Origin of the sequence: Thalassoglobus polymorphus, from assembly GCF_007744255.1 — a bacterium.
Taxonomy (GTDB): Bacteria; Planctomycetota; Planctomycetia; order Planctomycetales; family Planctomycetaceae; genus Thalassoglobus; species Thalassoglobus polymorphus.
Map to the genome: position 1 here is coordinate 1,502,411 of NZ_CP036267.1, position 23,750 is coordinate 1,526,160.

The 23,750-nt window shown below is 49.2% G+C and carries 23 protein-coding genes; 6 read left to right on the forward strand and 17 right to left on the reverse strand.

Annotated features, from left to right (window positions below):
• Nucleotides 1–18 precede the first annotated feature (18 nt).
• The gene (locus tag Mal48_RS05570; RefSeq protein WP_145196928.1) at nt 19–1,014 is read left to right on the forward strand and encodes a potassium channel family protein; all 996 of its coding nucleotides are present in this window, start codon (nt 19–21) and stop codon (nt 1,012–1,014) included.
• A 28-nt stretch (nt 1,015–1,042) separates the two neighbouring features.
• On the opposite strand, the gene Mal48_RS05575 is transcribed toward Mal48_RS05570, so the two are convergent.
• The 12 genes from Mal48_RS05575 to Mal48_RS05630 all read right to left on the reverse strand — a co-directional run bounded on the left by Mal48_RS05575 (nt 1,043) and on the right by Mal48_RS05630 (nt 12,336).
• On the reverse strand, nt 1,043–2,572 hold the full coding sequence (locus Mal48_RS05575; RefSeq protein ID WP_145196931.1) for a multicopper oxidase domain-containing protein: 1,530 nt from the start codon (nt 2,570–2,572) through the stop codon (nt 1,043–1,045).
• Nucleotides 2,573–2,670: 98 nt separating this feature from the next.
• Nucleotides 2,671–4,140 (reverse strand): TolC family protein, encoded by a 1,470-nt coding sequence (locus Mal48_RS05580; protein WP_197442087.1) that lies wholly within the window; start codon nt 4,138–4,140, stop codon nt 2,671–2,673.
• A 189-nt stretch (nt 4,141–4,329) separates the two neighbouring features.
• Nucleotides 4,330–5,217: a F0F1 ATP synthase subunit gamma gene (locus tag Mal48_RS05585; protein ID WP_145196934.1), complete on the reverse strand. Its 888-nt coding sequence runs from the start codon at nt 5,215–5,217 to the stop codon at nt 4,330–4,332.
• 86 nt (nt 5,218–5,303) lie between these two features.
• A complete protein-coding gene (locus Mal48_RS05590; RefSeq protein ID WP_145196936.1) occupies nt 5,304–6,797 on the reverse strand; it encodes an alternate F1F0 ATPase, F1 subunit alpha in 1,494 nt (497 codons plus the stop codon).
• 55 nt (nt 6,798–6,852) lie between these two features.
• Nucleotides 6,853–7,680 carry a F0F1 ATP synthase subunit B family protein gene (locus Mal48_RS05595; RefSeq protein ID WP_145196938.1) on the reverse strand — a complete coding sequence of 276 codons (828 nt, stop codon included), beginning with the start codon at nt 7,678–7,680 and terminating at the stop codon, nt 6,853–6,855.
• 21 nt (nt 7,681–7,701) lie between these two features.
• Nucleotides 7,702–7,983 (reverse strand): F0F1 ATP synthase subunit C, encoded by a 282-nt coding sequence (locus Mal48_RS05600; protein ID WP_145196940.1) that lies wholly within the window; start codon nt 7,981–7,983, stop codon nt 7,702–7,704.
• 2 nt (nt 7,984–7,985) lie between these two features.
• The gene (locus tag Mal48_RS05605) at nt 7,986–8,687 is read right to left on the reverse strand and encodes a F0F1 ATP synthase subunit A (RefSeq protein WP_145196942.1); all 702 of its coding nucleotides are present in this window, start codon (nt 8,685–8,687) and stop codon (nt 7,986–7,988) included.
• The gene (locus tag Mal48_RS05610; protein ID WP_145196944.1) at nt 8,684–8,986 is read right to left on the reverse strand and encodes an ATP synthase subunit I; all 303 of its coding nucleotides are present in this window, start codon (nt 8,984–8,986) and stop codon (nt 8,684–8,686) included. The genes Mal48_RS05605 and Mal48_RS05610 overlap by 4 nt, the downstream gene beginning before the upstream one ends.
• Nucleotides 8,976–9,347 (reverse strand): AtpZ/AtpI family protein, encoded by a 372-nt coding sequence (locus tag Mal48_RS05615; RefSeq protein WP_145196946.1) that lies wholly within the window; start codon nt 9,345–9,347, stop codon nt 8,976–8,978. Before Mal48_RS05615 ends, Mal48_RS05610 begins: the two co-directional genes overlap by 11 nt.
• Nucleotides 9,340–9,735 (reverse strand): F0F1 ATP synthase subunit epsilon, encoded by a 396-nt coding sequence (locus Mal48_RS05620; RefSeq protein ID WP_145196948.1) that lies wholly within the window; start codon nt 9,733–9,735, stop codon nt 9,340–9,342. The genes Mal48_RS05615 and Mal48_RS05620 overlap by 8 nt, the downstream gene beginning before the upstream one ends.
• Nucleotides 9,732–11,138 (reverse strand): F0F1 ATP synthase subunit beta, encoded by a 1,407-nt coding sequence (gene atpD, locus Mal48_RS05625; protein ID WP_145196950.1) that lies wholly within the window; start codon nt 11,136–11,138, stop codon nt 9,732–9,734. Before atpD ends, Mal48_RS05620 begins: the two co-directional genes overlap by 4 nt.
• A 406-nt stretch (nt 11,139–11,544) precedes the next feature.
• A complete protein-coding gene (locus Mal48_RS05630) occupies nt 11,545–12,336 on the reverse strand; it encodes an SLOG cluster 4 domain-containing protein (protein WP_145196952.1) in 792 nt (263 codons plus the stop codon).
• Between the two features lie 313 nt (nt 12,337–12,649).
• Here Mal48_RS05630 and Mal48_RS05635 point away from each other — a divergent pair, with 313 nt between their 5' ends.
• Nucleotides 12,650–13,054, forward strand: a complete 405-nt coding sequence (locus Mal48_RS05635) for a response regulator (protein ID WP_145196954.1) — start codon at nt 12,650–12,652, stop codon at nt 13,052–13,054.
• Between the two features lie 118 nt (nt 13,055–13,172).
• Here the strand turns inward: Mal48_RS05635 and Mal48_RS05640 are convergent, their stop codons facing one another.
• Together Mal48_RS05640 and Mal48_RS05645 are read right to left on the reverse strand one after the other, a co-directional pair.
• Entirely contained in the window at nt 13,173–14,021 is an 849-nt protein-coding gene (locus Mal48_RS05640; protein WP_145196956.1) for an anti-sigma factor family protein, read from the reverse strand.
• Nucleotide 14,022: 1 nt separating this feature from the next.
• Nucleotides 14,023–14,577: an RNA polymerase sigma factor gene (locus tag Mal48_RS05645; protein ID WP_197442088.1), complete on the reverse strand. Its 555-nt coding sequence runs from the start codon at nt 14,575–14,577 to the stop codon at nt 14,023–14,025.
• 817 nt (nt 14,578–15,394) lie between these two features.
• Here Mal48_RS05645 and Mal48_RS05650 point away from each other — a divergent pair.
• Nucleotides 15,395–15,862 carry a hypothetical protein gene (locus Mal48_RS05650; protein WP_145196958.1) on the forward strand — a complete coding sequence of 156 codons (468 nt, stop codon included), beginning with the start codon at nt 15,395–15,397 and terminating at the stop codon, nt 15,860–15,862.
• Nucleotides 15,863–16,024: 162 nt separating this feature from the next.
• On the forward strand, nt 16,025–17,278 hold the full coding sequence (locus Mal48_RS05655) for a protoglobin domain-containing protein (RefSeq protein WP_145196960.1): 1,254 nt from the start codon (nt 16,025–16,027) through the stop codon (nt 17,276–17,278).
• A 93-nt stretch (nt 17,279–17,371) separates the two neighbouring features.
• Here Mal48_RS05655 and Mal48_RS05660 read toward each other — a convergent pair whose 3' ends face one another.
• A complete protein-coding gene (locus Mal48_RS05660; protein ID WP_145196962.1) occupies nt 17,372–17,800 on the reverse strand; it encodes a hypothetical protein in 429 nt (142 codons plus the stop codon).
• 337 nt (nt 17,801–18,137) lie between these two features.
• On the opposite strand from Mal48_RS05660, the gene Mal48_RS05665 reads away from it, so the two are divergent.
• Both Mal48_RS05665 and Mal48_RS05670 read left to right on the forward strand, forming a co-directional pair.
• Nucleotides 18,138–19,541, forward strand: coding sequence for a sigma-54-dependent transcriptional regulator (locus Mal48_RS05665; protein ID WP_145196964.1), 1,404 nt, complete (start codon nt 18,138–18,140; stop codon nt 19,539–19,541).
• Complete coding sequence (locus Mal48_RS05670; RefSeq protein WP_145196966.1) at nt 19,538–20,050, forward strand: CBS domain-containing protein; 513 nt, start codon at nt 19,538–19,540, stop codon at nt 20,048–20,050. The genes Mal48_RS05665 and Mal48_RS05670 overlap by 4 nt, the downstream gene beginning before the upstream one ends.
• Before the next feature lie 22 nt (nt 20,051–20,072).
• Here the strand turns inward: Mal48_RS05670 and Mal48_RS05675 are convergent, their stop codons facing one another.
• Together Mal48_RS05675 and Mal48_RS05680 are read right to left on the reverse strand one after the other, a co-directional pair.
• The gene (locus tag Mal48_RS05675) at nt 20,073–21,254 is read right to left on the reverse strand and encodes an acetate/propionate family kinase (protein WP_145196968.1); all 1,182 of its coding nucleotides are present in this window, start codon (nt 21,252–21,254) and stop codon (nt 20,073–20,075) included.
• 2 nt (nt 21,255–21,256) lie between these two features.
• Entirely contained in the window at nt 21,257–23,650 is a 2,394-nt protein-coding gene (locus tag Mal48_RS05680; RefSeq protein ID WP_145196970.1) for a phosphoketolase family protein, read from the reverse strand.
• Nucleotides 23,651–23,750: the final 100 nt, after the last annotated feature.

Sequence of the window (23,750 nt, forward strand, 5' to 3'; positions counted from 1 at the left end):
CCATCACAAGGCGACCGCATGCTTGAGTTTCATTATTTTTGGACGGTTATTGGCGGCTTGGTTGTGCTTGCCCTGACCGTCGATGCCGTTGTGACGACATTGCTACTCAGTGGAGCAGGTTTTCTTTCGAAATATCTCACCCGTTTCATTGGTCGATTTTGCATGAGCCGTGAGCGTGAGTTCATTTCAAAGAACGCATCGGTCTTTGCATTGTTGGCGACGTTCGTACTGTGGTCGCTGCTACTCCTGGCCGGCTGGGCGTTGATTTTTTGTGGCTCGTCGGAGGCTGTCATTGAGAGTGAAAACAAAGATCCTGCCGATCTGCTGAGCAGGATTTACTTCGCCGGGTTTACGATTACGACTTTAGGAACGGGGAATTACATCCCGAACGGACCACTCTGGCAACTGCTATCCGTAGCGGCCGCGGCAAATGGGTTCTTCATCGTTACGATCTGTGTGACCTACACATTTTCTGTGCTGACAGCGTTGAATGAGAGGCGTTCGATCGGGGTGGCGATCGGACATCTGGGGCACACTCCAGTCGACTTATTGAAGTATGCCTTGGACGCGGAGTCGCGACAGTTGATTTCTAATCAACTACAAGATTTAACACTTCGGCTTCAACTGGCGAGCGTCAAGACCGATGCGTATCCGGTCATCGAGTATACGCATGTTCCTGACCGTCAGCACTCCTTTGCCATTGGCGTCGCCAAACTGGGGGAAGCTTGCCTTCTGAGCGAACAGCTGATGCCGTCAGCTCAATCGTTTCCTAAAGTCATCACCGATCCATTATGGAAAGCTGTATATCTAATTACAGGTGAAACCAATTCAAACGGTGAGGAGTCGGCGGACTACTCAGCCCAATTGTTGATGCCGTATTTCGATCAACTTGACGCCCAGATGAACTGCGAAGAGAAACTGAAAATGCCACCAGCCAGCGAAAAGCGAGATCGCCTTTCTGCATGGCTGGCGTGGCATCATCGAGATTGGAATGACGTGTACGGGGAAGGCTGAGGCCTAGTTTCGATCGGTAAAATGCAGTCTACGAATGACCTTCATGCATCATCATTTTCTCCATCATTCCGGGTGGCGTCTTTTTGTAGTCAGCGGGGTTGCCGAAGCGGTTGACGATCTCGGTAAAGATGGCGCCTTTTTCGATCTTTTCATCGGTCTCCATGACGCGATGAAACAGATCGTCAGGCAGCACACGCATTGAGGTCATCAGACCTTTCATCGACATGGGGGCCGCTTCTCGCATCCCTTTCATTTCCCTGGGTTGCCAGACTTTCTTCATGAACTCCATGCTCATTTCCATGCCCTGCATCTTTTGAGGATAGCCCGGAGGAGCTGTTCCGTGTCCTGTTTTTGAAACAGTCACTGTCGGCCGGACGTCGAGGTTTTCCATGTACCGATCAACCGAAACATTCTCGCGGATACGGGGACCGTTTTGACGAGTCATGTGATTCATCATGTGATGGATCATATGACAATGGAACTGCCAATCGCCCGGGTTGTTGGCAATAAACTCAAATTCGCTGGCTTGAGCAACCGCGACGAGTTCTGTATTGCGTGGAATCCAAGCCGTTTTGGGTGCTCGTGCACCTTCATGGGCAGTGACCCAGAAGGTGTGGCCGTGCATGTGGATCGGGTGGTGCTGCATCGGACTGAAATTGATCAGTCGTACACGCACCCGTTCGCCATGTTTGACGACACAAGGAGTTGTATACGGTCCGCTACGCCCGTTGATTGTGTGCCAGTTCCAGTCCATCGACCATGAATCCGAGACTGTTTGATTCGGCAGAATGAAGAAGTTCTGGAAGACGAGCATGAAGTCGCGGTCGACCGGCGGATCAAACGGCTTGGATGGATGCACGACAATCGGGCCAACCATACCCATTGCTTCCTGCATCGCGACATGCGAGTGATAGAAAAACGTCCCTTCTTCGTGGACATCAAATTCGTACTTGAAGGTCTTGCCGGGTTTGATCGGATTCTGCGTCATTTCCGCAGCGCCGTCGTACTGCACCGGCATTTCGAACCCATGCATATGGAAGTTTGTCGCTTCGCTGAGATTGTTGGTGACCAGAATGCGAATACGATCGCCCTGGTTGATCTCGATCAACGGACCGGGCAGGCTGCCGTTATACCCGTAGACGTTCATGTGGTAGCCAGGCAGGAATTCACGACTGACTTCTTCGGCTGAAACGTGAAACTCCTTCACTCCATCGACCATCTTGAACGGGAGTTTCTCCAGATCAGGAGTGGTAATGGGGGCGGGACCGTCAGCTGGTTTGCGAAAGCCGGGGACAAGCTTCCCGAGGTAATAGTCGCTATCCGGATCGTGACCGCGTGAGGGTTGATAGCGAGAGAAACCATCGTATTCGGCTTCGACATGTGAATGCTTGTGTTCGACTGTCGGAGGAAGAGGCTTCTTCGGGACGCCCGGTCCTGTAGCCTCTGGAGCTGGTTCTTGTCCCTGTGAGACAGAGGCTCCCGCAGAGAACGCGACGGCAGCCAGAGTTCCCTTCTTGAGAAAGTCTCGCCGACCTTGGGGGGAAATTTCGTTTGACATGATTCAGACCTTCGTTAATCAGCGTGGGATTCAAGGAATAATCCCTTAATGATCGATATGTAGATGGCGTCGAGAACGGGTGAAGTTCGAGTCGCCGATTACCGTGGTTTCGGCACAGAGTCGATGTGTCCACCTGGCAATGGACCGCTCGGGGTTTGTAGACCACCATGGAGCAGGAAACCGTCAATCAGAATTTCGCTGGTCCGTTGAGCAGAGAGATTCATCACGTACTCGACACGTGCTCGTGTGTAGTCGTCGTATGCCTGCAGAACGTCATCCCAGGCAATGCGATTGGCTTTGTAGCTCGAAAGCACCAGGCTGTACGCTTTCTTTCGTTCGGGCAGAATGACCGTTTCATAATTCTGCACGTTTTGCGCAGCTGTCAGGTAGCGTCCATATTCAACGGACAGGCGTCGACGCAGATCGAGCTCGGTTCTTCGAATCTCACTCTGCTGACGGCTGTAGTCAGCTTCCGCCTGCTTAATCGTGCCTTGGTTACGATCATAGAGTGGAATTTCGAGCGACAACATGGCGCTGTAGGTCGTTTCCCGCGCATCAAAGTTGTAGCCGGCACCAGTCCCAGCGACGATATCGGGAACCCACTCGACTCGTTCTCTCTGCACTGTAATTAAATCTTCGCGGAGCTTAGCGTGAGCGGCGCATAATTCCGGGCTTTGAGCAAGAATGGTTGCGTAGGCTGCATCAAAGTCAATGAGATCTCTTGACGACTTGAGTTCTCCGTTCAAACTGGGAACTGATAATTCCGCACCTGTGAGTGAAATCAATTCGAGTAGATGTTGACGGTAATCGTTTTGAGCATTCATCACTGCCAGTCGATGCTGTTGCAACAATGCATTCGCTTGGTGTGCTTCAGCGCGGGAAGCCTGCCCCACGTTATATCGCTCTCGAATCGTGACGAGGTTGTCTTCTGCATTCTTGAGCAGTTCCTTCTTCAAATCGATGATCTGGCGAGCAGCGAGAGCTTTAACGAAGTGAATTCGCACATCATTGCAAACACGGTACTGCTGAGCGACAGCGAGAAATTCTGCAACTTTGGCTCGTTGCAGATACTTGTTCTCACTCAGTTCGAGCTTGCCTGCCGTGACGAATCGTTGTTCGATCTCCGCTCCCTGCCATTCTCCAGCTGTCCCGCCAACCCCAATTTGCTCACCGAGATAGCGTAAGGTCGGATTCGGATAGAGTCCTGCCTGAATTGCACGATTGAGCTGAGAATTGATGTGCAATCGCGACTGACGGATGGTCGGATTGTATTCCGCAGCCATGCTGAGGAACGCCTCCAATGTGTAATCTTGATTATCGAGCACCTCCCCTGGATCTGAAAAAGCCCAAGTTGGACCAATGGTATTGGGAGTGGGTGGTGGAGCGAGGAACTCACGACCAGCTTTATCACTGGACACCGTGTCACTCTCCAGTGGAATCGGAAGAGCTTTGGGTGCAGAAGGCACATGAAGTTGGTGAGATTCTTGCGCAACGATGGAGCTTCCCCAAAGTAACGTTGCGAAGATACTCCCGGTCACCACGACATTGTACTTAACTTTGTTTTTCACCGATTCATCCCTTCTGTCGGTCGTCATCTTATGATCATGTCGTATGGTGGATCGGACCATTTGTTGACACAAAGTGATCGCGATTTTCGATCAGTCTTGATGCACAATTAAGCAAGCAGAAGAGAATGCCATTATCGGAATAATCGTTAAAGTTCGTCGCGTGATTTCAAGAGAATCGAGCGGTTTCGCTCATGAATCCGAAAGTGCTTCAAAACCAGTGACAACGTCTAAGAGTTCCTCGGTGATCGACGTTTGGCGGGTTTGTTGGTAACTCATCCGCAATTCGCTCAGACGATCTTTAATATTTCGTTCAGCAGCTTGCATGCTGGCAATGCGACTGGCGTTCTCACCAGCTAAAGATTCCGCTGAAGCACGAAAGAGGCAGACGAATATGTACTGCTGGATCAGTTGAGAAAAGAGTTGACGCTGGTCCATCGTGTAACGGGGAAGAGTCCGAGATTCCCAGCGTTTTTGACGCATCTTCTGGAATTTTTCAGGACCAATGGGCAGCAACTCGAACTGAAATGGTTGATATGATGATGCAGATTGTCGCTGGTTGTAAAGGAGTTGAACACTTCCCAGTTTCGCTTCCGACCTCCAGTGGTCAATTCCTTGCAGCAAATCCTGCACAATCGTTGTGATCTCTGATGCGGAGCCAGCGACTGGAAAGACTCGATCCACTGTGTAGCCATGTTCTTCGAGTCGACTCGCGACTCTTGCACCGACCGCCATGAATGACCACTTCTCTTTTTTCTGTTGTAGTCGCTCTGCCATCACATCGGTGGTGAAATTCACAATCTGCTCGTTGAATTGACCACACATTCCCTGATCTGAACCGAAAATCACGACCCCCGTCCGAGGATTTGTGCGGTGCTTGTCAATTTCTGGGGCAGTCGCTTGATTCCAGAGAAGAATACGTAGCCCGTCTTCGATTGTCCCGTAGTAGCCTGCGAGCGATTCTACAGCGAGTTCATATTGGCGAATGCTCACCGCAGCCAGAGTTTTCATTGTCCGCACGACTGAGGAAAGATCTTCAACATTCTTGATTTGTCGTTTGAGTGTGTCGAGAGTTTGCATTTCAGAAACATTTCTAGTTACGCGAGCAATCGATCATGCTTTTATCGCCGAGGTGAACAAAGTCGACACACAAACATTTAGTCGATTCATAAGGTTTTCTGGGCAGCGTCGATAATCAGTTGTCGATCTTCAGCAGTGAGCTTTTCACCAGCTTCAATTCGTTCACAAAGATCGGAAAGGTGATTGATCATTGATTGCCGAATTGCTATTTCCGTTGACTGCAATGAGGCCATTTCCAGTGAATCCAGTAACCCCGAAGTTGTTGCAACCAAAACAGCGATCTGCTCAGCGACAGAAAGTGGTTGATACTGAGGTTGTTTGAAAATCTCCCGGACACGTCGACCTCGTTCCAGAGTGGCACGAGTTTCCTCATCCAGGCGACTACTGAAACGAGAGAATGCCTCAAGCTCTTCAAATTGAGAGTAAGAGAGTCGCAAGTCTCCTGAGACTGAGCGATACGCTGCGAGTTGTGTTTTCCCACCAACTCGTGATACGGAACGACCGACATCGACCGCCGGGAGAATTCCTTTCTGAAACAGGTCGGGTGAGAGATAAATTTGTCCATCAGTAATCGAAATCAAATTCGTCGGAATATAAGCTGAAACATTTTGAGCCTCAGTCTCCGCAATTGGCAGCGCTGTCAGCGAGCCACCACCATGCTGCTGGTTGAGGTGAGTAGAACGTTCGAGAAGACGTGAATGCAGATAAAAGATATCTCCCGGAAACGCTTCTCGTCCGGGAGGGCGACGCAGTAAAAGGGACAACTCGCGGTAAGCTCGTGCATGTACGGTCAGATCATCGTACACAACGAGAACATCTTTGCCTTGCTCCATGAAGTATTCGCCAATCGTTGTGGCGGCATAAGGAGCCACAAATTGCATTCCTGGAGAGGAGTCTCCTTCAGCGACGACGACTACAGAGTACTCAAGGGCACCTCGCTCACGCAGGTCTGCAATCGTCTTCGCTATCGCTGTGTTACGCTGTCCGATTGCACAGTAGATGCAGATCACATCTTTATCGGTTTGATTTAGAATGGTGTCGATCGCAATCGCTGTTTTACCGGTTTGACGATCACCGACAATCAATTCTCGTTGTCCACGCCCAATCGGGATCAGCGCGTCGATCACTTTAATTCCGGTTTGTAAAGGCACCGTCACAGGATCGCGATTCATAATCGGTGCTGCGTCCTGCTCGCACGGTCTTCGCTGTTGAGTCTGTACTGGTCCGAGTCCATCTAAGGCACGTCCGACAGGATCAACGACGCGTCCAATTAGAGAATTTCCGACGGGGACATCAAGGACACGATGAGTTCGACGGACTTCATCACCCGCTGCTAACGAGTCATTCTGGTCCAACAGGATGACACCGATCTCATTTGCGTCGAGATTGAATGCCATCCCCAACTGATTTCCAGGAAAACGCAAGAGTTCTTCTGAACGTGCGTCTTTCAGACCATTCACACGAGCGACACCCCGTCCGACTGAAGTCACTTGTCCTGTTTCTGTCAGTTTCAGCTCGAATGGATGTGAAGACTGCAGCGAGTCCAATGCTGCAAATGTCTCATTCAAAACAGAATTCATTTCAGTCGCATCTTCTCGCAACGTAAACTCCTTATTTCAGTCAGCAAAATGAGCGTTATGATTGAGTCGCAATGCCAAATTCTGTTTGATGATCGAGGGGGGCATCTTGATGGTTCACTGAGGCGAAACCAATTTGAAGCAGTCCTGACAAATCCTCTTGCAATGTCTCAAGTGCCTCGTTGACAGTCCAGGAGAGTTTGCGACCCGGAACCATCAACTCAATCCCGCAAAGAGACTCTGGTCGAAAGCGGAATTCGTAATCGGTGTCTACCGAAAAGGTTTCTTTAACTGCATCAGTAATTTTCGTTTGCTGCGTCGCAGACAATGCAAACGCGGTGACAATGGCGCCCCCGTCATCCGATTCTTGCAGGAACTTCTCGATCTCTTGTTTGGCAGAAGGCGTGAGTTGTTTAAGTTTTTGAAGAAAGACTGTGATCACCTGTTCTTCAAGCTTTACGTCTGCGAGTTCGCTCAGGATTTTTCGCGCTGTGTCATAGGCATGGTCCGCAGTCCGACGCTGAAGCTCTTGAATAAATGCCTCTTGCTCTCGTTGAAGTCCTGCGAACCATTCCTTGCGAGTTTTCTCCACATCAGTTCGAGCAGTCTGAATCTGTTCGTCACGCCATTTCTGAACGTCGTGTTTTGCTTCTGCGACCAGCTTTTCACGGACTTGCTCAAGCTCCTGAATTTTATTCTCGTGGATCAACGCTTGTTGCTCTGAATGTTGTTTCGCTGCATCTGCGTCATTGAGCTTCGCTGCGATTTTTTGTTCACGTTCATTCATTGCTTGTATGATTGGTCCATAGAGGAATCGCTTTAAGAGCCAAACCAGGACCAGAAAGTTGAGAATCTGAGCAAGAAATGTAAACCAGTTTATCGACATCTGTTCGTCCTGGTGATGAGGTTATTGAGTCGCTGCGGCTTCGAGAAAAAAATTCCAAAATGGATTTGCAAAGATCAAAATCATCGAGACAACAAAGCAATAGATTGCAGTCGACTCCACCATTGCCAAACCAACAAATAGTGTTCTGGTGATTGTGTTAGCCTCATCGGGTTGTTGAGCGATGGCGTTGAGAGCTTGAGCCAACGCGCGACCTTCTCCGAGTGCCGGTCCAATCGAACCAATAGCAATCGTCAAACCTGCGGAGATAATGGAAGCTGCCGCGATCACCGTTTGCGTATCCATAATTAGTTTCCTTCTGAATCAAGAGTTGAAGTGGACTGTGCTTGAGTTGCGGATGCGATATAAACCATCGCCAGGATTGCAAAAATGTAAGCTTGAATCATGCCAGTGAGTAAGCCGAAGAGTTGCATGACAATGGGAACGAATAGAGGCACGAATCCCAACAGGATTGCTCCAATGACTGTACCGCTCATCATGTTTCCGTAGAGTCGGACAGCGAGTGCCAAAGTTCGAGAGAGTTCTCCGATGATATTAAAAGGGAGCATAAACACCGAAGGTTGCAAGTACTGTCGTAGATAAGCACTGAGTCCAGTTTTAGAGATTCCGTACACCGGGACAGCGACAAACACACATGTCGCTAGAGCTGCTGTCGTCGAGAGCGAACCTGTCGGAGGATAATAACCGGGCACAATTGCTAGTAAATTCGAAATTGCAATGAATAAAAACAGCGTCCCAATAAATGGGAGGTAGGAGCCGGTCTGTTGACCGCTGACTTCACGAATTTGATTCTGTAAAGTCTCGACCAACACTTCCAACAAGTTCTGTCCGCGTGAAAAATTTGTGTCACTGGAGAGTGTGCGCGTCATCAACCAGGAAAGAGCGACCAGCACCGCCATCGAAATCCAGGTAAAGATCAACGTCTGATTTAAAACGAACGGTCCCCATTCCCAGATTGGGGTATCGGGATTGATCTGAATTGCGTTCATTTGATTACCTCAGCAGGTGCATGCTGCGAACGCGGCTGTAACCATAGTGTCATCAGAATGCGAGAGATGACAAAACCGAACAGGCAAGCAAGAGCCCGCTCCCATTGACCAGCCATGACAATCCAGAATCCGAATAATGTGATTGACATCCTGACGAGAAAGCTTCCCAGAAACAACAATGCTGGTTGCTTCGTTCGTGGCAACTGACGAATAGTGAGCCAAAGGCTTCCATAAAAAAGGAGTCCCAGTAGTCCACCTGCGAGAAGTGATAACATGAGTTCCAGAATGCTACTTTGCATTTCCCGAGCCTTTCATCTCAGCATGTTCAGTTTGTTTGCGATGCGGCGGGATCTCTTTAGATCGTTCACGTTCCACCCATTTCCAGGCATTGAGACAGCCAATGAAAATCCCGAAAAGCAGCAACATGAGTGCAAATGAGTAGGGACTCCGCCAGGTCGTGTCGATCCAAACTCCCACGCTGACTCCGATCAATGCTGGAATCGCCACCGACCAACCAACGAGTCCCATCATCCCTAAACCAAACCAGACACTTTGATTCTTTTCTGATTGCGCCCTGAGTCTACGAGCTTCTTTCGCTGCGACCTGCCGTTCAATTTCAGAGCGTTCAGTGTTGTGATTCTCATTCGTCGATTTAGACATGAGAGCGCTCCTTCAATTGTAGAAAACGACGTGCAAAATCGACTTCCAGTTGTGCAATTGCAGTGCGTGCAGCACGTTCACGGTCATCGAGTGATTCAAACTCGTACTTCACCTTTTGCCGGAGTTGCCCCAAATCTGTTCCGCGAACGGCATGTCTGGTCGAAACACGAATGATCGAATCTGTCTTGACCAGGATCCCTTCTCCAACGGCAAGATACTGTTCAACCTGATCTTCTGTTTGAAATGTTAAGATTCCAGGAACAAGTGCGGACACAAAATCGACATGTTTCGGTAATAAACAGAACAATCCGTTTTGCCCCTCGGCGACCACTTTCGTTACGGTTTCGTCAAGTAAGATTGATGTTGGTAAAAGGACTTTCAGTATCATGGGGAGACCTCCTTCCGTTGAACTTCATCCACAGCACCGATCATGTATAACGCTCGTTCTGGCATGTCATAGAATTCATCTTCCAAAATTCGTTCGCACCCCCTCAACGCATCTTCTAAAGAGACGATGCGCCCTTCGTGACCAGTAAATTGACCAGTCGTGTAGAACGGTTGAGTCAGGAAGCGTTCCAGCCGCCGAGCCCGATTGACGGTTTTCCTGTCTGTACTCGAAAGTTCCTCTAAACCAAGCATGGCGATGATGTCTTTGAGGTCTTCGTATTGCGCAAGCGTTCGACGAACGTCTTGAGCAATACGATAATGTCGCTCCCCCACGATGGGAGGCATCAACATTTTTGAGCCGGATTGCAAAGGATCAATCGCAGGGTAGAGTCCTTCGGAGGCTCGCTTTCTGGAGAGCACAATTGACGTTGAGAGATGAGCGAACGTATGCACAGCAGATGGATCGGTGAAATCGTCAGCCGGAACATAAACCGCCTGAACAGAAGTGATTGACCCATTGGAAGTCGTACAAATCCGTTCTTCCAATTCCGCCAAGTCGGACGCCAATGTTGGTTGGTAACCAACACGAGAAGGGAGTTCGCCCATCAAGCCCGAGACTTCGGTCCCCGCTTGAACAAATCGGAAAATATTGTCAATCAGTAGAAGGACATCCTGTCGGCAATCGTCGCGGAAATATTCTGCCATCGTCAACGCTGCATGCCCGACACGATAACGCGCTCCTGGCGGTTCATTCATTTGGCCGAAAAGCATTGCCGTGTTTTCCAAGACTCCCGCGACTTTCATCTCCCGGTATAATTCTTCAGCTTCTCGACAGCGTTCTCCAATACCGCAGAAGAGACTGACACCTTCGTGCTCACCCACCACGTTATTAATGAGCTCCGTGATTAACACCGTTTTGCCAACACCAGCTCCTCCAAACAGCCCCGCTTTTCCACCCCTTTCAAGTGGAGCCAACACGTCAATCGCTTTGATACCTGTCAGAAAAATATCAGCATGTGTTGGACGATCAACGAGCTCTGGTGACTCGTGATGAATCGATCTCCATTCGCAGTTGGAAAAGCGCTCTCCTTGATCGACAGGCTCACCAAAAACGTTCAGCATTCTCCCGAGCAATTCACGCCCAACCGGAACACGAAGTGGATGACCTGTGTCCTCAATCTTCGCACCGCGTGCAAGACCTCTTGCGGGAGTCAATGCGATTCCACGGACGGTCTGATTGTCGAGTTGCGTCAATACTTCGATGACGATCTCGCCATCGTCCCCCGTATGCAACTCATGATGAACCGGAGGCAACGATTCTTTGAATTCAGCATCAACAACACTCCCTCGGACTGAAACGACCGTTCCAGAGTTCAGATTTGTGTCTTTATTGAGTTGGTTCACGATTAAGTTACCAGATGTTGTGTTTGATGTTTATCGAACGGTCAAGAACGCAAATCCAATACCTGTCGCCTTAACGATGTCCAGGTTTTACAGATTTATTGGTTCCTCGCAAAAAGTCTTTGGTTTAGGTTCCCGCTCGTGTAGCGATCACACGACCTGTCAATGCAAAATCGCTCAGCGATGGGCGTATTCGCCCGCAACGGGTCTGCAAGCAAACAGATCAGATAATTTGCTTCTCGACCTATTCAAAAAGGTCATCCGAAATTCTTTAGGCATCCTGTGGGGCTCAGAACATGTTATAGGATTTTGAACCAAAACGTATGCTCGTTCTCGCCGCAAAATGACTTTGATGAGTTGTGTGTTCATTTCGCTTAACGTTCTCTGATCATGTTTCCAACCCAGCTGGTTAAGTGACGCTATACCTGGAAGGATTGGCTTCAAACTCTGTTGCACATGCTGAACAGCAGAAATAGATGACCACGTCATTGATCTTCTTTGTTGTCCCAGCGCACTTCGGATCAAGCCACATCCCGCAAACAGGGTCGCGAACAGTCGCAAGATCTCCCTGAGTTTCCACCGTCTCGCATGCCATGCAAAAGCAAGAAGGGTGTTGATAGTGTTCGGTACGATAAACTTCCAACAATTGCTCGATCAATTTTTGAGGGTGGTTATCATAGATCAACCGAGCTCCTGTCTCTTTCTGACAAGCCTTCAAGATCTGTGGGATGACATCGGTAATTCCACCGGTCCCCGTGAGAACGCCAATAAGCTTTCCTTCATCATAGGCGATTGCCAATTCTCCTAACGTCCCGCTGCTCCCACCTACAATCACCACGATGTCAGAAGACCGAATATTGACAACTTCACGCCCCATCAACCCGCTACCCGTGAATATGAGTACGTCGTGAAACTCTGCGGGAGAATGATATTTATAAAGATGTTCGTCGAGACTCAGCCCTGGCGAAATGCCGATTACCTGCCCTCCAACCGTATGTGCTCCTTGTGCAGCGGCAAGAGGAAGACCTGGACAGGCACCAGTAATCGTGACGCAGCCAGCCCGGGCAATCTCTTCGCCAAGCAGTCGAGCGGTTTGAAGCGTTTCAGTATCCTGTCCAGTGGCCGCACTTCCCATCACTCCAATTTTCAATGACATGCGTTGACCAGGAACAGCTTGGAGTCCTCTTTTTTGATCGTTCATTACGTTTTCTTTGTCTACAAGTTCTTGTCTGGATCAACGGTTAGCAAATGGCATACCCAGGTTTGCCGTTCAATCTCCGCCCCTCTAACCGGCGATGTAGCTCAACACAGGGCGAATTGACCGAGGACGGTGACAGCTTGGTCCTAAGAATTGGAAACAGATTGATCGGAGATATGAGTTGATACTTTAATCAGAAGCTCTGAGGGTGTGGCAAGCAGACTTTCTCAGAAAATTATTGAGCACAGTCATTTCGGCACAAGAAGTGCCTCATCCACCTGTCACCTCAGTGATTTTCGATCGAGGATCAAACGCAATGAACTCTCAAGAAACCACAATTCTCTACGTTGACGATGACGAACTGTCACGAACAACCGTTTCTCGTCGACTGAGAAGAATGGGGATTCGTGTTTTGGAAGCCAACTCTGCGGAGTCGGCATTTTCCTATCTCGGTACAGAGGATGAAATCGATCTCTTGCTACTTGAGCCAGCAGTGAACCAGCTCTTTGGTCTGGAGCTTTATCGCACGTTGATGAGTCAAGGGCGATTCCTCGCCACGGTGATTTGTACAGCCGCGGTCGAAGAGATTCCGGAAGAAGTTTTGCAAGCCTCAAAGCTTCCAGCCGATTGCTATTGCCGGAAACCATGTTCATTCAATGAACTGTTGCTCTGTATTCAAACGGCCTTGAAACAATCACCAACAGCAACTGAAGGGGCTTGATTTCGTACAGCCATTGGAGAATTAAATCAATCTTCAAATGGGTGATGCATTCTGCTGTGCGAGTTCACAAAGAAAGTGAGGAATGTCTAGAATCGAAGTGATTGTCGAGAAGACTGCTCTAACCAGCGGATGGATCGCGCCCAAGATAGGGCATTAGCTTTTCGACCTCCTGCACATCTTTGAGGCCGACGACCGAAACCGACCGCTTACCGACTCGCCATGTGGCAGCAATTTGCTGATCGAACTCCATGACCGTCGTCGGTTTTCCACCACAGTCGCACTGTCGTTTTTCCCGATGACCGAACCAAATCGCTTGTTCAGCATCATGTTCAAACACGACAAAAGGGTCTCCAGAATCACTGGTGCAAATTGTCTTGACGCATTCACAGCAAGGCATCTTCAGTAATTGAATCGATTCGACCGTATAGCCGCTGGGCAGCGAATTCGCGACGACAGGACGATAGCCGACTTGTTTTGTTGCAGTCTCAACACTGACCGTTCGCTGAGGGTATTCACTAAAAAGGTCCTTCAGTGCCTGCTGCGGGCTCGCGGCGTATGAATCTAGATATTCATCGAATTCGATCGTGACCATCGTATGTTGATGGTCATGAGATCGGCTCTGAATTGCGACAAATGAAATGCCGAAGACCATTAGAAGCAGTACTGCGACCACCCATGGTCGTGCCACCTGTCTTCGAGGAGTTGTCAGGATCAGCGGAGCGGGATCTGCTGGTTGACCATCTAAGTCTTGTTGAATTTTCGCCCAAAGGTTGGCTGGCGGTTGAGGGCTCTCGATTGCCTGGTTTAAAACTGAGAGTTGCTTATAGTCATTCAGAACCCGTGAACAATCTGAACAATGTTCCAAGTGTTCGGAGATGGTCTCTCGCTGTTGTTCATCGAGATGATGATCGAAAAAATGCGAAAGCAAGCTTTGTGTATTTTTACATGTCATTTCATGCTCGCTCATGTCAGCTTTCCCAACCTAGATCTATAAGATGCTCTCGCAATAACTTTCTCGCGCGGTTGAGTCGTGATCCGACTGTCCCTTCTGATATCTGAAGTACTTCAGCAAGCTCGGCATAATTGAGCATCTCAATCTCGCGGAGCTGAAAAATCATGCGCAAGTCTGGATCCAGCCGATTCATTGCCATTTCAAGCAATTCGCAGTCATCTAATCCCATCGTGCTATCGGAGGTCTTTGCTGCGACATCGACATCCGCAGAAAATTCTCGATTGCGTGCACGCGATCTGAGATGCTGTAAGCACTCATTGGTGGCCAAACGATACAACCATGTCTGAAATTGTGATTGATGTTCAAATTGTGAAATTTTCTGAAAGACTTTGAGGAAAATTTGTTGAGTCAAATCAGCAGCATCACATTTTCCGACAATCTTCCCTGCCAGTCGGAAAACTCGCTGGTTGTACTCTTCAAACAAGAGGCGTTGTGCTTCACGGTCACCACGCTGACAAGCGGAAATGTCGAGATGGAGTTGTGAAGTCGCCATGAGTTGTTTGAACGGCACTCATCTACACCTGATTTAGATGATCTGAGACCAGATTTCCTTCGGGAGATTCTTTGATTTCTTGAAAATTGAGCGAGTGCTGAGGCTTCTCAACGAAACGTTTTCATCGATGAGCACCGTTTTTACAAAAAAATTGGATTCTTGTGAAGAAGCTCCTCCTTTCTGGCATCAAAAGGTTAAGGAGAACAGACCTACTCATGACAGTCATACTCACAATCTTAGCCTTGCTCGCCTCAGGAATCCCATCCGAGGCCTGTCGCTGTTGCACAGTGGGTGAGAGTAGTGTGAGTGAGGGCAGCATGAGTGCGAGTAGGGACAGCGAGAATGTACAGAAGTCCGGTCAAATTCTAGAGAACTGTCCGAGATGTGCCTCTCGACAATCCCGATGTCACCAGGCAGGCAACTGCTGCAAGTCTTTGAATCATCCTTGCGATTGCCATCATCAGCCTGTTGCAATATTCATTATCGAAGACAGCCTTGGGAGTGATGCTGAGACTAACAGTGATTCGACGCATGTGCTGTTCTCAATCTTTGACCAACTCAGTGGCGCAAGGCATGGGGACGTCTGGTTAGCCTCGCTTGCGACTCAAGGAACGTCAGCCACCGTTCTTCTATGCCGCTTACAACTCTAATGGCACCGTTGTGTCCGCAAGTGCTTCAAGAAGCGGACGATTCTTTAATTCGGTCAAAACTCTTTTTGTCGTATTGAGAGCGAGTTCACTCTCAAACCGCAACAACACACGATTTGGCGCATGTCGCGCCAGATCCCCACTCGGTGATTGATTTCAATCATTTTCCATAACAGGAGCAACTTAAGATGAACCGTTTCACATTTGCGTCTTTCGCTATCTTGGCAGTTGTTGGCACTGGTCTCATGATCGGGCTAGCAGGCTGCAGTGATTCCGCCTCAACCACTTCATCGACATCACCTTCTCCGGTCTCTACTTCTCCCAATGAGGATGTTGGAGATGATCATGACCATGGAGACCACAGTCATGAAGGGCACGACCACCAGGCCATGAAAGAAGGTCTGGCCGAGTTGTCCGAGACGGACCAAAAAGCAGCCATGCAGCAGCACATCTGTCCTGTGACGGAAGAGATGCTGGGGTCGATGGGAACTCCGCTCAAGGTCAGCCTCGAAAACCAAGACGTCTGGGTCTGCTGTAAGGGCTGTGTCAAAAAAGTGACTGAAAACCCAGAAGAATACCTGGCGAAACTCAAGGAGCACCATGACCACGCTGCTCACCAAGCTGGCGAGCATGGTGACCAAAATCCGGGTGAGTGAGAAAATGTGTTTCTGGAGCCCTTCTCGGGAGCACAGTTCAAACGTGTTCACGAAAGGGCTCATAAGCCAAGAGAGTGAAAAGCAGCTTGCGTGCATCGAGCCCGCCTATGAATCGTCCAATTCAGGGAATTCACTGTCAAATTTGAGTCGTGAGGAACAACTATGAGTGCCCAGTCAATGGACGACAACACCGTCAATGAACGACAACTCGAAGAACAGAAACATTTCCTAAAGCTGACTGGAGAAGATGAAAAATTTGTCGCGGAGCTACAGAGCAGTTTTACGAGTATCGCCTCACAACTGATCGAAAACTTCTACGACCACCTGTTGTCATATACGACGACAAGTAAGTTTTTAAAAGATCCGCGACTTATTGCGCGTCTTAAAAGCATGCAAATTGAGTACTTCAGTGAATTGCTTTCCGGGAAATATGATGCTGAATACGCTCGTAAGCGATTGCAGATTGGGCAGAAACACCAACAGATTGGTTTGGAACCGCGTTGGTATCTCGGTGCATACAACATCTATTTGCAAGAGTGCTTTCCGGCCTTTGCTGCGTCTCTGGGCAAGGAAGTCCCCAAACAACTTCTGTCTCTTCTTAAAGTGATCTTGCTCGACATTGGTTTGACATTGGAGACATATTTCGCGGAATCCAAGAAGTCGCTGAAACGACACAATTCAGAACTCGAACAGGCTCTGCAGATGTACTACCACACGGAAGTGAAATCTCGCCAATATGCCAAACTTGCGGGGCATGAAATTCGTGGTTCCCTCAATGCAATCGGTAACGTTATTGAGGAAGTGGTCGATGATTTTTCGGAAGAGATTCCAGTCGCTGCACGGGATGCATTGCGGTCAGCGAATGAAAGATGTCATCAGGTCATGAAAGTTGTTGAAGATATTTTGTCGAAGTCTGATCTCACGGGAACTCCACAATGGGTTGAAACAGGTCGCCTTCTGGCCGAGATTCAGGACCGGCTACCAATGTACGCTGATGGAACTGACGTTCAACTCATTTTGCCCAGTGAAGCTCCTCGCGTTTGGGCTGATCCCATCGGACTACGAGAAGTTTTCGCAAATCTTGTCTCCAATGCCACGCATCATCTTTCTCCAACTGGAGGGCGCATCGAGATTGAAGCTCAGACGACTCGTGAACGACACATATTCACAGTCTCTGATAATGGTTCTGGAATTCCCCCAGAGCAGCAAACACAAATATTCCAGCCGTTTTATCGATGTGATGGCCGAAACCACGACGGAAAGGGACTCGGCCTGTATTTCGTAAAGCGAATTACTGAACAGCATGGAGGGCAAGTTTGGGTCGAGTCAGTCGTTGGGAAAGGCAGTCGTTTTTCCTTCTGTCTTCCCACAGAATCACTCTGGGAGCCCACGAATCACGCATTCAAAAATCTTTAGATCGCCATGGCAAGTGCACAAAATGTGTTCCAGATCAACTCCGCAGCAGGACTCGTATTGATGACTGAGCGATTCCATGTTCCATTAAGAATCCTATTCTCTCGCACCTTCCGCGGCAGGTGCTGGTGGAACTTGAGATCCAACTGCGGAATCGACGGCGATGGTTTTCAGATAGGTTCGGGGGACCGCCGTCGGAACGAGACAGTCACAACAGTAGTCATCCAGCATCGAACGTTTTCCGAATTGTGTTCCGATCCATTTCTTCATCCAAGACTTTTTGTAGGTCTTTCCTCCGCAGTAATAGCGTTGCGGATGGAAACAGGGACTATCCCCACAAGGACATGTCCCGACGGCAGGATAAGTATAGGGCTGATAGCCAACTCCAATGCAGGGACGAATTGCTTCATACGAAACATCTGTCTCTAGATTTCCCTTTTGAGAGGAAGGCTCTTCGCCGTTGGTGAAATTTGAAAGCGACAACGGCAGAACACAACAAAAGACAATTGTTCGAACAGACACCATGACATCCCCTATTGATACATTTTTTGACATTCTCCCCTTGTATCTGTCGACCATCCGGACCGGAAGAATGAGGGATTCAAGGATGACCGATACGTATTACCCACCCGTCAAACCCGGAACACAGAAGTGAGCGATATCGCCCAGTCCGTGTCCCTGAACCGCCCGCTGCCTCAGGGTCGAGCGACGAAATTGGCTCAGTCTTTGTCCACGACCTCTAGCGGCATGGACACCAAGCGAATCGGAACATCGATTGCGGTAAACCTCAACTCATCCCTTTCAAGAGTGAATCAGAATGTGTCTTAAAAATCTGGCAAAGGTGAAAAAGTGAATTGTGGGAATGAAATCTGAATCCTTAAAAATAAATTTGTTGCTCGTCGATGATGACAATGAGTTGCGAGGATCGATTGCCCGACGGCTTGCGAGACTTGGACACTCGGTAATGGATTTCGAGAGACCGTTACTCGGGATCGAGTCCGCGCGAAAACGACAGTTTGAAGTCGCTTTAATTGACCTCTCGATGCCGGAAATGAATGGCATCGAACTCCTGACTCGGCTGAAAGAGATTGATCCTGCATGTGAAGTGGTCATGCTCACGGGGGAAGCGAGTGTTGAGACGGCTGTCAAAGCGATGCAATTGGGAGCCTATGACTATGTCACCAAACCTTGCTCCTTTGACGAGTTGCTGATCACACTGGGAAAGGCGTATGAACGCCAACAGCTTGGTCGAGAGAATTCCCAGTTGAAAGCTGCTTTGCATCGAACATCAGCGGCTTCAGAAATCGTAGGAGCCACACAGCCGATGCGGCAAATGTTGCGATTGATCGAGAAAACGGCTCCTACCAACAGCCCTGTTCTGATCTTGGGAGAAAGCGGAACCGGAAAGGAACTGGTCGCACGAGCGATCCACCAAAATAGTCAACGTGCCACCAAACCTATGGTGACGATCAACTGCGCTGCCCTTCAAGAGACGTTGCTAGAAAGTGAACTGTTTGGACACGAGAAAGGAGCTTTTACTGGCGCCAGTGCTGCTAAGCCTGGTTTGTTTGAAGTGGCAAACGGCGGAACTCTCTTCGTCGATGAACTGGGGGAACTAGCATCGGGACTGCAAGCCAAACTGCTGAGGGTTTTGGAGGATGGAAGCATGCGTCGTGTCGGTTCAACACGTGAACAACATGTTGATGTCCGGATTGTCGCTGCGACCAATCGTAATTTACAAACGGAAGTTGACGAACATCGATTTCGCGAAGATCTTTTCTACCGCATCAATGTTCTCCCCATAGAGATTCCACCCTTGCGGGAGCGACGAGACGACATTCCTCTTTTAATCGACCACCTGCTAAGTCGATCTGGTCCTGATCGCTGGCAGATGACTGATGAAGCGCGCCAAGCCTTGTGCAACTACCATTGGCCCGGAAACGTTCGAGAGCTTTCAAACATTCTTGAACGTGCCACCATTCTCAGTGAAGACAAAACGATCACTCTTCACGAGTTGCCGGAAGTGATTGGGCGTACCCTTTACTCCGGTGTGTCAGGCATGCCCCTTGACAGTGAAGAGACAGACAATCTGGCAGAACGTGAACGGAGACACGTTGCCAAGGTACTTTTCCGCGAACGTGGAAGTCGGAAGCGGACTGCCGAAGCGCTGGGGATCAATCGCCGTAGTTTGTATCGACTGATCAACAAATATGGTCTGGAAAACAAGGATGAAAACAACATCAATCCAGAGGAGAATTACCCATGACATCCAAGCCCACGATTCCTAGTGCGAATTCGCTTATGAACCGTCGCGTTCATACAGTGACGCCATCAATGACATTGTGGGAAATCGTCACTTTCCTCACGCATCACAAGATTTCTTGCGCTCCGGTGATTTTGGAAACAGGTGATCATCGAAAACAACTCGCCGGTTTTGTTTCTGAACAAGATTGTCTGGAGTTTTTGACTAACGAAATGTTTTACGGAAACCCCCGCCCACCCCAGACGGGGGCAACCATCATGAAAAAACATCCGATTTGTGTGTCACCTGAAACCGATGTTTTCTCACTCTCCTCGATCTTCGTACATCACGGAATGAGACATCTGCCGGTGATCGACGATGAGAATGACCTCTTGGGGTTAGTCAGCCGCCATGACATCTTAAAAGCACTTGAACGCTTGTACGATGCAAGTGACGACGACTGGCGAATAGAACATTTTCCGCCCGATCTCCATTTGATTATGAACCACCGCTTCCTCGCCAACAAATCCTAGAGAGCGCAGACTCACGCAGCGCCTAATTCTCCATGATGACTTGCACTGCGTGACGACAGAGCATGAGTTCCTCGTTGGTTTCAATAACTAGAACTTGCTTCTCAGATTCCTCCGTAGAGATGAGGGCATCACTCACACAGTCCCGGTTGCGATCCGGATTGATTTCAATTCCTAAAAAACTGAGTCCATCGCTCACTGCAGATCGCACAAGTGGGGAATGTGTCCCGACGCCGCCAGTGAACACCAGACTGTCCAGGCCATCCATCGACGCAGCCATACTTGCGATTCCTTGTCGTAAGCGGTGCACGTAGATCTGGAACGCCAGCTGCGAAGGTTTGTGACCGTTCGTCGCTTCTCCAATGACTCGACGGAGATCCCCCGAAACACCTGAGACGCCCAGCAGTCCAGACTGAAAGTTTAGCCCATCCGCAAGTTCGTTCGGAGTAAAACTGCATTCCCGCAGCAAGTAGAGCATGAGGCCTGGATCAAGGTTTCCACAACGAGTCGCCATCATCATCCCTTCCAGCGGCGTGAAGCCCATTGTCGTGTCGATTGACTTCCCATCTTCCACAGCTGTGATTGAAATTCCACTGCCAATATGGGCAATCACCAAACGCGGATGCGGACTCTCGTCCTCCAGTATTTTGTAAGCTCGATTTGTGCAATATTCGTGACTCAATCCATGAAAACCAAAGCGACGTATTTGCCATCGCTCTGTCCATTGTTGAGGAATCGGATAAGTTGCCGCCACAGCCGGGATCGTGGCATGAAAGGCGGTGTCAAAAACTCCGATGTGAGGAATTTGAGAGAGAGCCTTACGTGCGGCTTTGATCACCTCAAGCGAACCGGGGAGGTGTAGTGGCGCCAGTGGAACGAGCAGTTCGAGTGAGGTTTCCACCGCTGATGTGATACGAAGCGGCTTTGTAAACTCGGGTCCACCATGAACAATTCGATGGGCGACGAACTCAATTGGCCTCTCGTCCAGAAGAAGACTCAACTCAGCGACCAATCGTTCCAACGCAACCGGAAAACCTCTCCATTCCAACTCGAAATCCTGCACGACTTCCTGCCCCGATCGGCAGAGATACCGAGCCTCGGAACCAGCCCAAGAGAATTGACCGTGGAACAATTGTCGTTCATCAATGGAATCAAGCAGGCTGAATTTCAAACTACTCGACCCTGCATTTAAAGCGAGAACCAGCATGTTTACTCACCATTCTTTGTGGCAGAGACTTCATCTGATGTTCGCCACTTCCAGTTTTTCACCTCAGCAAGGTCTTCGCCATGCTCCTCAATGTACTGTTTGTGGTGAATGAGCTTGTTTCGCATTTTCTGTTCGAGATTTGCCGCAGCTGCTCGTAGGTGAGGAACACGCTCAATGACGTCGAGAACCAAATGGAATCGATCAAGATCGTTCAGAACGACCATGTCAAACGGTGTGGTTGTTGTTCCTTCTTCCTTGTATCCACGAACATGTAAATTTCTGTGATTTGATCGACGATAGGTCAACCTGTGAATGAGCGTGGGGTAGCCGTGGTAAGCAAAAACAATCGGTTTGTCTGTCGTAAACAGGACATCGAACTCTCGATCATTGAGTCCATGCGGATGCTCGCTCGGCGGTTGCAACTTCATGAGATCCACAACATTAATCACGCGCACTTTGAGATTAGGCAGATGCGTTCTTAACAAATCGACAGCAGCTAAAGTTTCGAGTGTGGGAACATCGCCACAACAAGCCATGACCACATCAGGTTCCGAGCCTTGATCACTACTCGCCCAATCCCAAATCCCTAAGCCAGCTGTGCAATGCTTGATCGCAGCATCCATATCCAGCCATTGTAATGCTGGTTGTTTTCCAGCAACAACAACATTGACGTAATCACGACTTTTCAAGCAGTGGTTCGTGACGCTGAGGAGAGTATTTGCATCGGGAGGCAGATAGACGCGAATGATTTCCGACTTTTTGTTGACAACATGATCAATGAAACCGGGATCCTGATGGCTGAAGCCGTTATGGTCTTGTCGCCAAACGTGCGAAGTCAGTAAGTAATTCAAACTGGCAATCGGCCTTCGCCATGGAATCTGCCGAGTGATTTTCAACCATTTCGCATGTTGGTTAAACATGGAATCAACGATGTGAATAAATGCTTCGTAGCAGGAAAAAAATCCATGTCGACCGGTGAGTAAATACCCTTCGAGCCAGCCTTGGCATTGATGTTCGCTGAGCATTTCCATGACACGACCATCGGCAGCGACATGGTCGTCGGATTCGGTAATCTCTGCTGTCGAACACCGAGCCGTTGTTTCAAAAACAGCTCCCCAACGATTGGATGCCGTTTCGTCAGGACTGAATACTCGAAAGTTAGCAGTTTCTTCGTTCAGTTTGAAAATGTCACGAATCATGTTGCCTTGAGTTCGTGTCGCTTCAGCGACAACCCGTCCCGGTTGAGGGACGTCCACGGCATAGTTCTGGAAGTCAGGCAGGTTGAGATCTCGTAAAAGTGCGCCACCATTTGCATGAAGATTCGCTCCCATCCGACGTTGACCCACTGGTGCAAGTTCAGCGATCTCTCCTCGGAGTCGACCATTCTCATCGAAGAGTTCTTCCGGTCGATACGATTTCATCCAATTCTCCAGCACTTCTAGGTGTTCCTGGTTTGCATGCATCGATCCCAGAGGAACCTGATGTGACCGCCAAGACCCTTCTGCGGGATGACCATCAATCTCGGAGGGGCATGTCCAGCCTTTGGGAGTGCGTAAGACGATCATGGGCCACTTGGGACGCGAACGAAAACCATTCCCGCGCGCCTCATGTTGAATCTGACGAATCCCTTGAACAACAACGTCCAGCGTCTCCGCCATCTTCTCGTGCATCACTGCCGGATCATCACCTTCTACAAAGTGAGGTGTGTACCCATAACCTCGAAAGAGCTGATCAAGCTCTTCATGACTGATTCTCGCGAGAACTGTCGGACCTGCGATCTTGTAACCATTCAAATGGAGAATCGGGAGGACAGCACCATCGCGAACGGGATTCAAAAACTTATTGGAATGCCAACTGGTCGCCAGCGGACCGGTCTCTGCTTCGCCATCACCGACCACACAAGTGGCAATCAGGTCTGGATTATCAAAGACTGCCCCGTAGGCGTGGGACAGGGCGTACCCCAGTTCCCCCCCTTCATGAATCGAACCTGGAGTTTCAGGAGCGACATGGCTGGGAATTCCACCAGGAAAAGAGAATTGTTTAAACAACAAGCTCATTCCTTCCGCATCCTGAGAAATCGTCGGATAGACTTCGGAGTAGGTCCCTTCCAGGTAGGTGTTGGCAACCATTCCCGGTCCACCATGCCCGGGACCAGTGATATAGATCATGTCTAAATCATGATTCTTAATGACACGATTCAAATGAGCATAAATGAAGTTCAACCCTGGAGTCGTTCCCCAGTGTCCAAGCAATCGAGGCTTAACATTGTCAAAGGACAGAGGCGTTTTCAATAACGGATTGTCGAGTAGATAGATCTGCCCGACAGAAAGATAATTCGCTGCTCGCCACCAGGAATCGATTCGAGAGAAGGTTTCTGTAGATGTAGATGGTGCCATGACATTTCCTGCGAAATTGAATTCAATAAGTCAAGTGATGTGTGGAATAAGAAGTGCAAATTGCCCATGACTGTTTCTGATTCCTTAACCAGCATACGAC

Excerpts from the sequence above, each read along its gene's own strand:
- Mal48_RS05635 (WP_145196954.1), top strand. The coding sequence starts at position 12,650 with ATGAACTCTCAAGAAACCACAATTCTCTACGTTGACGATGACGAACTG.
- Mal48_RS05585 (WP_145196934.1), bottom strand. The coding sequence starts at position 5,217 with ATGCAAACTCTCGACACACTCAAACGACAAATCAAGAATGTTGAAGAT.
- Mal48_RS05605 (WP_145196942.1), bottom strand. The coding sequence starts at position 8,687 with ATGAACGCAATTCAGATCAATCCCGATACCCCAATCTGGGAATGGGGA.
- Mal48_RS05655 (WP_145196960.1), top strand. The coding sequence starts at position 16,025 with ATGAGTGCCCAGTCAATGGACGACAACACCGTCAATGAACGACAACTC.
- Mal48_RS05675 (WP_145196968.1), bottom strand. The coding sequence starts at position 21,254 with ATGCTGGTTCTCGCTTTAAATGCAGGGTCGAGTAGTTTGAAATTCAGC.
- Mal48_RS05630 (WP_145196952.1), bottom strand. The coding sequence starts at position 12,336 with ATGAACGATCAAAAAAGAGGACTCCAAGCTGTTCCTGGTCAACGCATG.
- Mal48_RS05575 (WP_145196931.1), bottom strand. The coding sequence starts at position 2,572 with ATGTCAAACGAAATTTCCCCCCAAGGTCGGCGAGACTTTCTCAAGAAG.
- Mal48_RS05620 (WP_145196948.1), bottom strand. The coding sequence starts at position 9,735 with ATGATACTGAAAGTCCTTTTACCAACATCAATCTTACTTGACGAAACC.
- Mal48_RS05660 (WP_145196962.1), bottom strand. The coding sequence starts at position 17,800 with ATGGTGTCTGTTCGAACAATTGTCTTTTGTTGTGTTCTGCCGTTGTCG.
- Mal48_RS05670 (WP_145196966.1), top strand. The coding sequence starts at position 19,538 with ATGACATCCAAGCCCACGATTCCTAGTGCGAATTCGCTTATGAACCGT.
- Mal48_RS05610 (WP_145196944.1), bottom strand. The coding sequence starts at position 8,986 with ATGCAAAGTAGCATTCTGGAACTCATGTTATCACTTCTCGCAGGTGGA.
- Mal48_RS05650 (WP_145196958.1), top strand. The coding sequence starts at position 15,395 with ATGAACCGTTTCACATTTGCGTCTTTCGCTATCTTGGCAGTTGTTGGC.
- Mal48_RS05615 (WP_145196946.1), bottom strand. The coding sequence starts at position 9,347 with ATGTCTAAATCGACGAATGAGAATCACAACACTGAACGCTCTGAAATT.
- Mal48_RS05570 (WP_145196928.1), top strand. The coding sequence starts at position 19 with ATGCTTGAGTTTCATTATTTTTGGACGGTTATTGGCGGCTTGGTTGTG.
- Mal48_RS05640 (WP_145196956.1), bottom strand. The coding sequence starts at position 14,021 with ATGAGCGAGCATGAAATGACATGTAAAAATACACAAAGCTTGCTTTCG.
- Mal48_RS05600 (WP_145196940.1), bottom strand. The coding sequence starts at position 7,983 with ATGGATACGCAAACGGTGATCGCGGCAGCTTCCATTATCTCCGCAGGT.
- Mal48_RS05595 (WP_145196938.1), bottom strand. The coding sequence starts at position 7,680 with ATGTCGATAAACTGGTTTACATTTCTTGCTCAGATTCTCAACTTTCTG.
- Mal48_RS05590 (WP_145196936.1), bottom strand. The coding sequence starts at position 6,797 with ATGAATTCTGTTTTGAATGAGACATTTGCAGCATTGGACTCGCTGCAG.
- Mal48_RS05680 (WP_145196970.1), bottom strand. The coding sequence starts at position 23,650 with ATGGCACCATCTACATCTACAGAAACCTTCTCTCGAATCGATTCCTGG.
- Mal48_RS05665 (WP_145196964.1), top strand. The coding sequence starts at position 18,138 with ATGAAATCTGAATCCTTAAAAATAAATTTGTTGCTCGTCGATGATGAC.